The following is a 13,624-nucleotide window of genomic DNA, read 5'->3' as shown; positions in this document are numbered from 1 at the left end:
TCAGCCGGCCGCGGAGGAAGCGGGCGAGACGGGCGACGCCGGTGAAGCCCACCAGATCGTGGTCTCGCCGTAGTCCTTCCTCCGCTCCCGCTCCAGACCCGCGGGCCAGCGCGGCTCCGGGCTGCGGGAGCTCCGCTCCACGACGACCACCGCGTCCTCGCGCAGCAGCGGCAGCACGCCGGCGAGATCGGCGGCGAGGTCGTCCTCGCCGAGGTCGTAGGGCGGGTCGAGGAACACCGTGTCCGTGTTGAGGGCCGGGGACCCGTCGAGGAAGGAGCGGACCGAGCCGGTCACCACCTCGATCCGCGGGGCGGGCCGCTTGTTCTTGGCAGCCGCGGTCACGATCGCCCGTGCGTTCTCGCCCGCGGTCCGGGCGGCCTTCGGGTCGCGCTCGACCAGGACGACCGCGCTCGCTCCGCGGCTGGCCGACTCGAGCCCGAGGGCGCCGGAGCCCGCGTAGAGGTCGACCACCGTCGCGCCGTCGAGGGCGTCCCGGGCCTCGAGGGCCGAGAAGACGGCCTCGCGCACGCGGTCGCTGGTGGGGCGGGTGCCCGCGCGCGGGACCCGGAGGGTGAGCGAGCCGGCGAATCCGGCGATGATCCTGGTCACCGGATCGAGCATAGGGCGGCACCCCTGCCCACGGCGTCCGGCGGCCGCCGCGCGCTCCCGCCTGGCGGCACACTGCGAACTCTCGGAACCTGGACCCTTTTCCCGTCAGGACTGCGAGAATCCCTAGCTATGACGTCGCTCGAAGACACCCGCTCCGCTGTCGGCCGCCGAGCGGCTCCCGAGACGCCCCTGACCCGCGAGGAGTTCACGGCGCACTGCGGCGCCGTCCTCGGGAACCTCACCCGCGTGATCGACGGCAAGTCGGCCGAGGTCTCGATGGCGCTGACGGTGTTCCTCGCCGGTGGGCACCTCCTGATGGAGGACGTCCCCGGCACCGGCAAGACGGTCCTGGCGAAGTCGCTGGCGGCCTCGGTCGGCGGCAGCGTCGCGCGCATCCAGTTCACGCCCGACCTGCTCCCCTCCGACGTCACGGGGGTCTCGGTCTACAACCAGGCGACCCGCGACTTCGAGTTCAAGCCGGGCCCGGTCTTCGCGAACATCCTGATCGGCGACGAGATCAACCGGGCCTCGCCCAAGACGCAGTCGGCGCTGCTGGAGTGCATGGAGGAGCGCCAGGTCTCGGTCGACGGCACCACCCACCTCCTCCCGCGCCCCTTCGCCGTGATCGCGACGCAGAACCCGGTCGAGATGGAGGGCACCTACTCGCTGCCCGAGGCCCAGCGCGACCGCTTCATGGCCCGCCTCTCGCTCGGCTACCCCGATGAGCGCGCCGAGCTCGAGATGATCCGCACCCGCGACTCGGCCAGCCCGCTCGAGGAGCTGCGGCCCGTCGTGGGCCTCGCCGAGCTCGAGCGGATGATGGCCTACGTGCGCTCCGTGTACGTCGCACCACCCGTGCAGGAGTACGTGGTGGCGATCATGCAGGCCACGCGGGTCGACCCCGAGCTGCGGCTCGGGGGGAGCCCGCGCGCCACGCTCCAGCTGATCGCCGCCGCGAAGGCTCTCGCCGCCCTCAGCGACCGCGACTTCGTGGTGCCGGACGACGTCGACGCGCTCGCCGTCCCCGTGCTCGGCCACCGCCTCCTGCCCGCCACGCGCCTCCCCGGCCGCTCCGGCGCCGGATCCTCGCACTCGGTCACCGAGATCGTGCAGCGCATCGTCGCGGCCACCCCCGTCCCCTTCGGCAACCGTGGCGACTGAGGCCCGCGCCGCCGAGACGCCGTCGTCCCGTCTCGGCGGTCTGCCCGCGCTCCGCGGGGTCGCGCTGACGCTGCGCGGCTGGGCGCTCGTTCTGCTGGGCGTCGCGGGAGTGGTGATCGCGCCGCTGACAGAGTTCCGCGAGCTGCTGTTCGTCGGCCTGGTGCTGCTGGGCCTGCCCCTGGGCGCGCTCGTCTCCCTGCTCCTGGCGCCGGCGTCGTTCCGAGTGCAGCGCCGCTTCGCTCCCCAGACCGTCGCGGCCGGCGACGTGGTGGAGGTCGACGTGCTGCTCGAGAACCGCGGCCGCGCCGTCCGCAGCGGGGCGCGCGCCCACGACCGGCTCGAGCGCGTGGAGCGCGGGGTCGTCGTCGGCCGGCCGGTCGCCGAGGGCGTCTTCGGGCTGCCGGGCGTCCCGTCGGGCGGCCGCGTGCGCGCCCGCTACCGTCTGCCCGCCGAGCGGCGCGGGATCCACCGCATCGGCCCGCTGCGCCTGGTGCGCGGCGACGGCCTCGGGCTTGCGCTCCGCGAGAGCGTCGTGGGGGCTGCGCAGCCGTTCGTCGTGACTCCGCGGGTCGTGCCGCTCCAGAGCGACGTCCTGGACGCGCACGGAGCAGGCGGATCGAGCCCGGTCGCGCACGCGACGGCCGGCGCCGGCACGGACGACGTGATCCCGCGCGACTACCGCCCGGGGGACGCCATGCGCCGGGTGCACTGGCGGGCGAGCGCCCGCTCCGGTGAGCTCATGGTCCGCCAGGACGAGCAGAACACCGATCCGCACGCGTGGATCCTCCTCGAGACCCGGGCCGAGCGCGTGCTCGAGCGGCGCGGCGACGACCGGCTCGAGTGGGCGGTGTCGATGACGGCCTCCCTCGCCGTGCACCTGCTCGACCGCGGCTTCGAGACCCACCTCGTCGAGACGGGTGCGGACGGCGAGCCGGAGCACTCGGAGGACGAGCGCGAGGTGGCGCACGACGTGCTGCTGCGCCTGGCCGAGCTGGCGCCCTCGCGCGAGTCGGTCGACGCGGTGACCCGGATCTCGGCCGACATGCGCGACACCGGGGGAGTGCGACCGGTCTTCGCCGTCCTCACCCGACTCCTCGAGTCGGACCTCGACGCCCTCGGCTCCCTGGCCGCGCAGTCGCGCCCCGCGATCGCCTTCGTCGTCGCCGGCACCGCTGAGGAGGAGGCGGCTCTCGCCTCGCTCGGCTGGTACGCGGTGTCCGTCGACCCGAGTGCCTCCGTCGAGGAGGCGTGGGCGCAGGCTCTCGCTCTGCGGGTGGTGGCGTGAGCCGCCGCGTCGAGAGCGATCCGCGCGCCGGGTCGGCTCCTCTGAGCGGTCTGCTCTTCCTCGCGATCACGGCCGCCGCCGCCGGGATCGGGCGGCTCCTCGTCGGCGTCGACTGGCTGGTGCTCCTCGCGAGCGCGGTCGCCGTGGTGCTCGGCGTCCCGGCCGCCGCCCGGGCTCTGCGCGTGCACCCCGTCGTCCCGCCGATCCTCGGCACGCTGACGATGGTCGGCGTGCTGACCGCGATGTTCGTGCCCGGTCGGGCCCTGCTGTTCGTGATCCCCACGCCCGGCGCCGTCGCGCAGGCGGAGGCGCTCGCGCAGGGCGGCTTCCAGTCCATCGCCCAGCAGGGGCTCCCGGCCATCGCCGACGACGGCATCTCGTTCCTCCTGATCGGCGGGGTGGTCGTGCTCGCCTGGGCGGCCGACCTGTTCGCCTTCTCCGTCCGCCTCCCCGCCCTGGCCGGTCTGTTCCCTGCGGCGCTGCTCGCGGTGCCGGCGATCGTGGACCCCTCCGAGGTGTCCTGGGCGAGCCTCGTCGTCACTGCGCTCGCCTACGCGGGCGTGCTCGCCGCCACGGCCGCCCCTCGCCGCCCGAGCGGCCCGAGCGCGGCCGCGGCCGTGCTGCCCGCCTTCGCGGCCGTGACCGTCGTCGTCCTGGGCGCGGGAGTCGTCGCCGGGTCGGCGGCAGGCTACGCGCGCACCACCGCCCCCTCGGGCGTCTCCGGCAGCCTCTTCAACGGCGCGATCGACCCGGTGGTCGCTCTCGGCGCGGACCTGCGCCGCCCGAACCCCGTGACCGTGCTGCGCTACGCCACCGACTCCGACCTGCCCGTCTACCTCCGCGTGCTGACCGTCTCGGACTTCGACGGTGACGACTGGGCGCCGAGCGAGACGGAGCAGACCGCTCCGATCGAGGCGCCGATCGCGCCCGAGGGGCTCTCCGAGAGCGTGCCGCGCGAGGCGGAGGAGGTCGACGTCTCGGTGGAGACGCTGCGGAGCCAGTGGCTCCCCGTGCCGTATCCGGTCTCGTCGCTGACGGGCGTCGGCGACGGCTGGCTCCAGGACGTGCAGGACGGCTCGATCCGCGGCGACGCGACGACCCGCTCCGGAGACGACTACCAGGTGCAGGCGCTGCGGCTCGAGCCCGACCCGCAGCAGCTGCTCGCCGCGCCCGCGCCGTCCGGCGTCGACCGGTACCTCTCGCTCCCCGACGACGTGCCCGAGATCGTCCGCACCACCGCCGAGGAGGTCACGGCGGAGGCTCCGACCGCCTACGACCGGGCGCGCGCGCTGCAGACGTACTTCCGCTCGTCCGAGTTCCGCTACTCCGAGGACACCCCCGCGGAGGAGGGCTACGACGGCGACGGAGTCGGCGTGCTCTCGGCGTTCCTGACGACGAAGGAGGGCTACTGCGTCCACTTCGCCTCGGCGATGGCGGTGATGGCGCGCGAGCTCGGGATCCCGTCGCGGCTCGCCATCGGCTACCAGCCCGGCTCCGTCGTGCCCTCCGGCGGCAGCGACCTGACCACCTACCGCGTCCTCTCCTCCGACCTGCACGCCTGGCCCGAGCTGTACTTCGAGGGAGTCGGCTGGCTGCCCTTCGAGCCGACGCCCAGCCGCGGCGCTCCGGCCTCCTACACCCTGCCGAGCGCGACGGCGTCCTCGGGCCCCACCGCCCCGGGCTCGACCGCGACCACCGCGCCCGGTGCGACCAGCGCTCCCGCCGCGACACCCACTCCGACGGCCGCGTCGGCGACGCCGACCCCCGGTGCCGTCGGCGCCTCGAGCACCACGGCGGCTCCCGCGGCCACGCTCTGGGTGCTGCTCCTGCTGCTCGTGCTCGTCCCCTGGCTGATGCGCGCCGTCCAGCGCGCGCTGCGGCGCCGGTCCGCGCGCTCCGGCTCCGTCGAGGCCGCGTGGGCCGAGCTGCTGGCGACCGCCCGCGACCTGGGCGTCCCCGTGGAGGACACGGAGTCTCCGCGCGCGCAGGAGGCCCGCATGGCTCCCGCCCTCGACCCCGGAGCGGCGGCACGTCTGCAGGGGCTCCGGGAGCGCGTCGAGCGCCGGCGCTACTCGCCGTCCGCGAGCGAGTCGGAGGCGTGGGACGACGCGACCGCCGTGGCCGCCGCGCTCCGCGGCTCCGCGGGTGCCGGTCGTCGGGTGCTCGCGTCGGTCGTGCCGCGCTCGGCGCTGGACCCGGTCGCCCGGCTCGCGCGTCCGAGGTCCGACCTATGATCGCTAGGTGATCCCGGACCCCCTCGACGCCTCGCTCGCGCCGCTGATCGGGCCGCGCACGGCGACCGCGGTCGAGAAGGCCTTCGGGTACCGCACGGTCGGCGAGCTCCTGGGCCACTACCCGCGCCGCTACGCGAAGCGGGGCGAGCTGACGGCGCTCTCGCGTCTCCCCGTGGGAGAGAGCGTGACGATCGTGGCGGAGGTGCGCGAGGTGCGCGAGCGGCCGATGCGCAACCGGCGCGGCACCCTGCTCGAGGTCGTCATCTCGGACGGCTCGGGCACGCTCTCGCTGACGTTCTTCGGACAGCCCTGGCGCGCGGCGAAGCTCCACCGCGGCGTGCGCGGGATCTTCGCGGGCACGGTCTCGATGTTCCGCGACACCCCGCAGCTCACGCATCCCGACTACCGCCTGTTCGACGACGAGGAGGCCGCCGCGACGGAGACGGGAGGCGGTGAGCTCGCGAAGGACTGGGCCGAGCGGCCGATCCCGATCTACCCGGCGACCAGCGCGATCTCGAGCTGGCAGCTCCAGGCCGCGATCGGCGTGCTGCTGGACGGCTTGCGCGACGTGCCCGACCCGATGCCCGAGCAGGTGCGCGCCGGCCGCTCGCTGCTGGGCCTCGGCGAGGCGCTGGAGCTGATCCACCGCCCGCAGCGGGAGGGCGAGGAGGCGCAGGCGCGCGAGACGCTGCGCTTCCACGAGGCGTTCCTCCTGCAGCTCGCCCTGCTCGAGCGCCGGGCCTCGGCGCGCAGCAGCCCCGCGACGGCCCGCGTGCCCGGCCCCGGCGGGCTGCTCGAGCGCTTCGACGCCGCGCTGCCCTTCGCCCTCACCGGCGACCAGACCGCGGTGGGGCACGAGATCGCCGCCGATCTGGCTGCCGAGAGCCCGATGACCCGGCTGGTGCAGGGCGAGGTCGGCTCCGGCAAGACCCTCGTCGCGCTCCGGGCGATGCTCGCCACGGCCGAGAGCGGCGGGCAGGCGGCGCTGCTCGCTCCCACCGAGGTGCTCGCGGGGCAGCACCTCCGCTCGATCGCGAGGACCCTCGGCCCGGAGCTCGCGGCCGAGCTGGTGCCGACCCTCCTCACCGGCGGGCTGGGGGCGGCGCAGCGCCGAGCGGCCCTCCTCCGGATCGTCTCGGGCACGGCGAAGATCGTCGTCGGCACGCACGCCCTCCTCGGCGACGCGGTCTCCTTCTACGACCTGGGCCTCGTCGTGATCGACGAGCAGCACCGCTTCGGCGTGGACCAGCGGGACGCCCTGCGCCGGAAGGGCGCCACCCCGCCGCACGTGCTGGTGCTGACGGCCACGCCCATCCCGCGGACCGTCGCCATGACGGTCTTCGGCGATCTCGACACCTCGACCATCCGCGAGCTGCCCGCCGGGCGCCCCGGCATCACGAGCCACGTGGTCCCGCTCGCCGACCACCCCGCGTGGATCGCGCGGGCGTGGGAGCGCGCCGAGGAGGAGATCCGCTCGGGCCACCAGGTCTACCTCGTCTGCCCGGCGATCGAGCCGGGGGAGCCCGCCGAGGGCGCGCAGCCGCCCGAGGAGGACGCCGCCGCGCCGCTCACGACCGTCGCGGCCACGCTCGAGGGCGTGCGCGCGCATCCGCTGCTCGGGAAGCGGCGGTCGGCCGCGCTGCACGGGCGGATGACGACGGAGGAGAAGGACGCCGTGATGCGCTCCTTCGCCGCGGGGGAGATCGACGTCCTGGTGTCGACGACGGTCATCGAGGTCGGCGTGGACGTGCCGAACGCCTCGATGATGGTCGTGCTCGACGCGGAGCGGTTCGGAGTGTCGCAGCTGCACCAGCTCCGCGGGCGCATCGGGCGCGGCGGCGTCGCGGGGGTGTGCCTGTTCGTGACTGCGGCGGAGGCGGGGACGGTCGCGCGCGAGCGGGTGGAGGCGGTCGCCGCGACGCTCGACGGCTTCGCGCTCGCCGAGGTCGACCTGGAGCTGCGCCGCGAGGGCGACGTGCTGGGCGACTCGCAGTCCGGCGGGCGCTCGTCGCTCCGCCTGCTGCGGGTGGTGCAGGACGCGGACGTGATCGTGGAGGCGCGGGCGCTGGCCGAGCGGCTCCTCGCGGAGGACCCGTCGCTCGCCGCGCACGACCGGCTCCGTGCCGCGCTCGCGCGCCGCGTGCAGGACCGCGACCGGGAGTTCCTCGCCAAGAGCTAGGCGGTGCCCGCCCGCTACTCTGTCGGCATGGCCCGCATCGCCGTCGTCCCCGGCTCCTTCGACCCCGTGACCCTCGGTCATCTCGACGTGATCGAGCGGGCCGCGCGCCTGGTCGACGAGCTGCACGTCGTGGTGGTGCACAACCCCGCCAAGACCGCGCTGCTGCCGATCGCCCAGCGCGTCTCGCTCATCGAGCAGTCGATCGCGGAGGCGGGCGTCGAGGGACGGATCGTCGTCGCCTCGTGGAGCATGGGCCTGCTCGTCGACTACTGCACCGACGTCGGCGCGAGCATCCTGGTGAAGGGCATCCGCTCGCAGGTCGACGTGGCGTACGAGACGCCCATGGCGATCGTGAACCGCAACCTCGCGCACGTCGAGACGGTGTTCCTCCTGCCCGATCCCGCGCACGCCCACGTGTCGAGCTCGCTGGTGCGGCAGGTCTCCTCCCTCGGCGGCGACGTCGCCCCCTACGTGCCGCCCGCGGTCGCCGCGTACCTCGCCGCCGGCTGAGGCGCCGCCGATCGCCTGCCCGGGTGATCCCGGGCCGTGGACCCGTGCGCCCGCGGCAGCCGGGAGAATGGACCGGTGAGCGAGACGCGCGTGCAGGCCTGGGCCCTCGACGGCATCCCGGAGGTGACTCCCGGTGACGACCTGCTCGAGCTGATCCTCGCGGCCGTCGCCGCCGCCGCCGAGGAGGACCGGCCCGCGGACGGCGACATCCTTGTCGTCACGAGCAAGATCGTCTCGAAGGCGGAGGGGCGCATCGTCGCCGCGACCGACCGCGAGGACGCGATCACGGCCGAGACCGTCCGCGTCGTCGCCACCCGGGCGCACGGCTCCGGCGTCACCCGCATCGTCGAGAACCGCCTCGGGATCGTCCAGGCGGCGGCCGGAGTCGACGCCAGCAACGTCGCGGAGGGGACGGTCCTCCTCCTCCCCCTCGACCCGGACGCCTCGGCGCGGGCCCTCTGCGCGGGCCTCCGGGAGCGGCTCGGCGTGGAGGTGGGCGTGCTCGTCAGCGACACCCTGGGCCGCGCCTGGCGGGTCGGGCAGACCGACGCGGCCATCGGAGCCGCGGGCGTCCTCGTGATCGACGACCTCCGCGGCGGGGTCGACGCCCTGGGGCGCACGCTGGGAGTGACCATGCCGGCCGTCGCGGACGAGATCGCCGCGCTCGGCGATCTGGTGAAGGGCAAGGCGAGCGGACGCCCCGTCGCCGTCGTCCGCGGGCTCGCCCGCCTGGTGACGAGGGTCGAGAGCCCGGGTGCCCGCACGCTGACCCGCACGGGCCCCGACGACATGTTCCGCCTCGGCGCCGACGAGGCCTTCGCCGAGGGCTTCGCGGCCGGAGCCGCCTCGCGCGAGGAGCGCGCGTGACCGGCTGGAGCGCGGTCGTCGTGTTCAAGGGCCGCGGCGGCTCGAAGACGCGCCTCGACGTGCCGGGCCGCGCGGCGCTGGCCGAGGCGTTCCTCCTGGACACGCTCGCCGCCGTGGCCGCCGCGGAGCCGGTGGCGAGCCTTCTCCTGGTCACCTCCGACGCCGGTGCGGCCGACCGCGCACGGGCGGAGCACCCGCAGCTGGTGGTGGTGCCCGACCCGGGGACCCTCGACGCCGCCGTGTCCGGGGGAGCCGAGGCCGCCCTCCACCGCCGGCCGGGCGCCCCGGTGATCGTGCTGACCGGGGACCTGCCCGCCCTGCTGCCGTCGGACCTCTCCGAGGCGCTCGCGACGCGGTCGCTCCCGGCCGTCGTCCCGGACCGCGAGGGGAGCGGCACCACGGCGCTCCTGCTGGCGGCCGGGGCCCTCGTCGCTCCGGCGTTCGGCCCGGGCTCGCTGGCCCGGCACCGCGACGCGGGCTGCGCCGTCGTCGTGCTGCCCGGCTCGTCGACGCTGAGGCTGGACGTCGACACGCTCGCCGATCTCGGAGACGCGGAGGAGGCCGGGGTCGGCCCGCACACGTCCCGCGCGCTGGCCGCAGCGGCCTGAGGCGCAGGGAGTCCGAGCCGCGGACACGGTCAGCCGGCGAGCAGCCCCGCCTCGAACGCCGCCGTCAGGCCCGCGTCGATCGCGAGCGATGCGCCGTCGACCGAGCGGACGGGGATCGCCCGCCGGGTGCTCGACACCAGCCACGCCGCATCCGCACCGGTGAGCGCCGTGACCGGCAGCTCGCGGCGCGACGATGCGAGCCCGCGGCGCTCGCCCAGCGCGAGGACCCGCTCGACCGTCGTGCCGGCGAGCACGCTGCCCGAGAGCGGCGTCGCGAGCACCCCGTCGCCGAGGAGCACCAGGCTCGACGTCGCCCCCTCGAGGAGAAGCCCGTCGCTCGTGCGCCAGACCACGTCGTCCGCGCCCCGGGACGCCGCCTCGCGCAGCGCCGCCCGGGTGACGGCGCCCGAGGTGGTCTTGACGCCCGGGAGCAGCCACGGCGCGAGCGGACCGCTCGCGTACCCGCGGTCCAGCACGACGACGGCCGCGCCCTTCTCCCGGAGCGCGCTCGAGTCGGGAGTCGGAGCCGCGCGCACGGTGCACCGGGCGGAGTCGCCCGACCCGTGGGCGGCGATGAAGCGGACCGTCAGGTCGTCGACCCGATCGTGCTCCGCCACGGCGAGGTCGACCGCTCGGGACCAGAGGGGCGCCTCCGGGATCGTCAGCCCGACGGCCCGGGCCGATCCGGCCAGCCTCTCGAGGTGCTCGCCGAGCGCACGGGGACGTCCGTCGAGGACCGCGACGGTCTCGAAGACCCCGTCGCCGCGGAGGTAGCCCGCCTCGTCGACGCGGACGAGCGGACCCTCCGGGTCGCGGAGGACGACGGCGCCGGAGGTGATCTCGACCAGGACGGGGGTGCTCATCCGCCCATCCTGCCCCCGGCGGAGCCTCAGCGGGGGAGGAGGCCGCTCGCCACGTCGGACGGCTCGACGATCTCGCGCCACGGCTCCGGCCGGAGTCCTGCCGAGCCGAGCACGTCGGCCCCGGCGAGGAGATCCACGTCGAGACCGGTCAGCTCGCCGATCGCGGCGACCGGCAGCTGGAACGTCCTGAAGCCGCCGAGCGGCACCAGGCCCTCGCGCACGCGCTCCACGAGCTCGCTCTGGTCGAGCAGGTACGCGCTCGTCGCGAGCGTCGATCCGTCCGGGCTCCACGCCGCGATCTTCCAGAAGCGGCGGGGGATGCCCGTACCGCGGTAGACCGGGTCGTCGTCCGCGAGCACGGGCCCGGTGAAGACGCTCAGGCGCGTGCGCCAGGTCTGCGCGTACTCGAGCACCAGCGTCTCGAGCCCGAGCCACAGCTCCTGCGACTGATTGAAGCCGCTCGCCTGGGGCGCGGCGTTCGTGTAGCAGAAGCTGTCGCGGTTGGCCGCGGCGGCCTCGTCCCGGTCGCCCCAGACGGGGTCGCGGCGGCGGACCAGGTGGCCGCGGTCGAGGTCGTTGCGGGCGTACACCTCCGGCCCGGTCTGCTCGGAGGCGGGGATGCGGTCGTCGAGGTGCCAGTCGTCGCCGCGGCCGAGCTCGACCAGGCGCGCGCCGTCGATGTTCACGGCCGTCGAGACGGCCAGGCGCCGCTCCGGATCCAGCAGCACCTCGAAGTGCGTGTACGGCAGGAGCCGGACCGGGCGCTCGACCCTCAGGAGCGGCGCACCCGCGGGGACGCCGAGGAAGTCCGCGTCGAAGCTCACTCCTCGACCTCCGCCGTCGGAGTCGCCGTGGCTGTCGCTGTCGGGGTCGCCGTGGGAGTCGCCGGGGGAGCCTCGGTCGCGGGGACTCCCGTGCCGGTCGGAGCCGGAGCCGGTGCCTGGGTGGCGGGAGCCGGGACCTGCGAGCCGTTGCTGATCAGCAGGGCGAGGTCGGAGTAGCGCGCGACGGTCGTGCCCGCGGCCGGGTCGGTGCCCGCCACCACGCCGGCCGGGAGCGACGAGTCGATGGTCGCCCCCTCCTCGACGTCGAAGCCGAGGTCCTCCAGCGCCTCCGTGGCGTCGTCGACCGAGCGGCCGGAGACGGTCGGCACGGCGATCTGGCGGCCGTTCAGCAGGGCGCTGCTGGGCTCCTCGAAGTCGTCTCCGCCGTACTTCTGGTCGGCGCGGGTCATCACCGAGTTCCAGATGTAGTGGCGGATGTTGGAGGCGTACGGGCGGCTCTCGAGCTCCGAGTTCGGGAAGCGGACCTCGCGCATCGAGGTGTGGCCGTCGATGTTGCCCACCCAGACCACGGTCGCGACGCGCGAGCTCGCCCCGTCCATCCAGGTCGACTCCGCGTTGTCGGTGGTGCCCGTCTTGCCGATGTGCTCGATGCCGTCGTCCGGGTCGGACTGGGCGGCCGTGCCGCCGGTGACGACGCGCTGCAGGGCGTAGTTCGCGACCGCCGTCAGCTCGGGGCTGAGGGCCTGGTTGCAGGTGGAGGTCGGCGGCTGGACGGCGGCGCCGGTCGCGTCGGTGATCGAGTCGATGGCGATCGCGGAGCAGGCGGTGCCGTTGTTGGCGAAGCCGGCGAAGGCGGTGACCATCGAGAGGGGGGAGATGAGCGTGTCCGAGCCGAGGACAGCGGACGGCTTGTAGTCGACCTCGCCGCCGTCGGCGGCCTTCACTCCGAAGCCGACCGCGCGGTCGCGGATCGCGCAGAGGTCGAGCTGCTGCGCCATCGAGACGTAGACGGTGTTGATCGACTGCATCGTGCCGGTCAGCACGCTGTAGCTGCCGTTCTCGCTGTCGTCGTTGTTGACCTCGTAGGAGGTGTCGAGCTCGCCGCCCGGTGCGCAGCTGGCGGGGAAGCCCGAGAAGGTGCGCTCGCGGCCGTTGATCGTCTCGTTCAGGGTGCGTCCGCTCGCGAGCCACTGCGCGAGCGTGAACACCTTGTAGGTCGATCCGACCTGGAACCCGGCGGAGCCGCCGTAGGCCGTGTCGGTGTTGAAGTTGACGGCGGAGAAGTTCGCGCCGTTCACGGCGCCGGCCGCGTCGTAGTCCTTGTTCTGCACCATCGCCAGGATCCGGCCGGTGCCGACCTCCATCGAGACGGTCGCGCTGCCGATGTTGGTGTCGAGGGTGGGGACCTTGGGGACGGCGTTGTTCGTCGCGTTGGCCGCGGTGTCCTGCAGGTCGCGGTCGAGCGTCGTGTAGATCTTGTAGCCGCCGCGCTGGAAGTTCGCGAGGCGGGTGTCCGCGTCGTCGCCGAACGCCGGGTCGTTCTGGACGACGCGGGTGATGTAGTCGCAGAAGAAGGCCGCGTTGCCGGCGGTCTGGCAGCCGGTGGGCGTCTGCGTGATCGCGGGGACGACCTCCTCGGCGACGGCGGCGTCGTGGTCGGCCTGCGAGATCTTCCCCTCCTGCAGCATCTGGTCGAGGACGTAGTCGCGGCGTATCTTGTTGTCCGGGATGTTCTCGGGCTGGTCGATCCTGAGGCCGTTGGGGTTGTTGACCGTGGCGATCAGGCTGGCGGCCTGCGCGAGGCTCAGGTCGGCCGCGCTGGTCGAGAAGTAGTACTCGGCCGCCGCCTGGATGCCGTAGACCTGGCCGCCGAAGCCCGCGATGTTGAGGTAGCCGAGGAGGATGTCGTCCTTGCTGTACTTCTTCTCGAGGTCGACGGCGAGCTTCATCTCCTTGAGCTTGCGGCTCGGAGTGGTCGCGGTCGCCTCCTCGTAGGCGGCCTCCGAGGCGGCCTCGTCGGTCGCGCTCAGCGACTCCGCCTTCTGCACGAGGACGTTCTTGACGTACTGCTGGGTGATGGAGGATCCGCCCTGGAGGTCACCGCCGACGATGTTGCTGAGCACCGCGCGGATCGTGCCCTGCAGGTCGACGCCGCCATGGTCGTAGAAGCGCGGGTCCTCGGTCGAGACCGCCGCGTCCTTCACGGACTGGCTGACCTGGTCGAAGGCCACCTCCTCGCGGTTCTGCGCGTAGAAGGAGGCGAGCAGCTCGTCCGAGCCGTCGGTGCGCTTGGCGTAGATCTCGGTCTTCTGGGCCAGCTGGCCGAGCTCGAGGTACTCGGGCACCGTCTCGAACAGCCCGATCGGGTTGTTCTCGGCGAGACCGGTGACGGCGAGGGCGGGAGTGACCCCGACCGTGATCAGCAGGCCCCCGGCGAGGCTGGCTCCGACGATCCCGAGGACCCGGGCGAGCACGCCGCCGCGGGCGGTTCCTTGCGCAGACATGGCTACGAGAGTAGGCGAC

Annotated in this window: 11 protein-coding genes; 7 read left to right on the top strand and 4 right to left on the bottom strand. The window is 74.4% G+C overall.

All coding sequences use genetic code 11. The features are described from left to right. Positions 1-609 carry an RsmD family RNA methyltransferase gene (locus C5C57_RS00115; RefSeq protein ID WP_104223136.1) on the bottom strand — a complete coding sequence of 203 codons (609 nt, stop codon included), beginning with the start codon at positions 607-609 and terminating at the stop codon, positions 1-3. 129 nt (positions 610-738) lie between these two features. On the opposite strand from C5C57_RS00115, the gene C5C57_RS00110 reads away from it, so the two are divergent. The 7 genes from C5C57_RS00110 (at position 739) to cofC (ending at position 9,453) form a co-directional block, all read left to right on the top strand. After that, on the top strand, positions 739-1,770 hold the full coding sequence (locus C5C57_RS00110; RefSeq protein ID WP_104225624.1) for a MoxR family ATPase: 1,032 nt from the start codon (positions 739-741) through the stop codon (positions 1,768-1,770). Next, positions 1,760-3,055 (top strand): DUF58 domain-containing protein, encoded by a 1,296-nt coding sequence (locus C5C57_RS00105; RefSeq protein WP_104223099.1) that lies wholly within the window; start codon positions 1,760-1,762, stop codon positions 3,053-3,055. The genes C5C57_RS00110 and C5C57_RS00105 overlap by 11 nt, the downstream gene beginning before the upstream one ends. Beyond that, positions 3,052-5,289: a DUF3488 and transglutaminase-like domain-containing protein gene (locus C5C57_RS00100; RefSeq protein WP_104246549.1), complete on the top strand. Its 2,238-nt coding sequence runs from the start codon at positions 3,052-3,054 to the stop codon at positions 5,287-5,289. Before C5C57_RS00105 ends, C5C57_RS00100 begins: the two co-directional genes overlap by 4 nt. 7 nt (positions 5,290-5,296) lie before the next feature. Then, positions 5,297-7,468: an ATP-dependent DNA helicase RecG gene (locus C5C57_RS00095; RefSeq protein ID WP_374953591.1), complete on the top strand. Its 2,172-nt coding sequence runs from the start codon at positions 5,297-5,299 to the stop codon at positions 7,466-7,468. Positions 7,469-7,495: 27 nt separating this feature from the next. Further along, positions 7,496-7,978, top strand: coding sequence for a pantetheine-phosphate adenylyltransferase (gene coaD, locus C5C57_RS00090; protein ID WP_104223138.1), 483 nt, complete (start codon positions 7,496-7,498; stop codon positions 7,976-7,978). Positions 7,979-8,053: 75 nt separating this feature from the next. Next, entirely contained in the window at positions 8,054-8,845 is a 792-nt protein-coding gene (locus C5C57_RS00085) for a coenzyme F420-0:L-glutamate ligase (protein WP_258063651.1), read from the top strand. Beyond that, complete coding sequence (cofC, locus tag C5C57_RS00080) at positions 8,842-9,453, top strand: 2-phospho-L-lactate guanylyltransferase (protein WP_104225626.1); 612 nt, start codon at positions 8,842-8,844, stop codon at positions 9,451-9,453. The genes C5C57_RS00085 and cofC overlap by 4 nt, the downstream gene beginning before the upstream one ends. A 29-nt stretch (positions 9,454-9,482) precedes the next feature. Here cofC and C5C57_RS00075 read toward each other — a convergent pair whose 3' ends face one another. From C5C57_RS00075 to C5C57_RS00065, 3 genes are read right to left on the bottom strand one after another with little or no spacing between them, the layout of a single operon-like run. After that, entirely contained in the window at positions 9,483-10,316 is an 834-nt protein-coding gene (locus C5C57_RS00075; RefSeq protein WP_104246548.1) for an aminotransferase class IV, read from the bottom strand. A 26-nt stretch (positions 10,317-10,342) separates the two neighbouring features. Beyond that, complete coding sequence (locus tag C5C57_RS00070; protein WP_104246547.1) at positions 10,343-11,140, bottom strand: DNA/RNA non-specific endonuclease; 798 nt, start codon at positions 11,138-11,140, stop codon at positions 10,343-10,345. Then, positions 11,137-13,605: a transglycosylase domain-containing protein gene (locus C5C57_RS00065; RefSeq protein ID WP_104246546.1), complete on the bottom strand. Its 2,469-nt coding sequence runs from the start codon at positions 13,603-13,605 to the stop codon at positions 11,137-11,139. The genes C5C57_RS00070 and C5C57_RS00065 overlap by 4 nt, the downstream gene beginning before the upstream one ends. Between the last annotated feature and the right edge of the window lie 19 nt (positions 13,606-13,624).

The sequence above is a fragment of the Rathayibacter sp. AY1C5 genome (assembly GCF_002931705.1).
Taxonomy (GTDB): Bacteria; Actinomycetota; Actinomycetes; order Actinomycetales; family Microbacteriaceae; genus Rathayibacter.
Note: the sequence above shows the minus strand (reverse complement) of the source record. Positions and strands in the feature narration are given on the sequence as shown.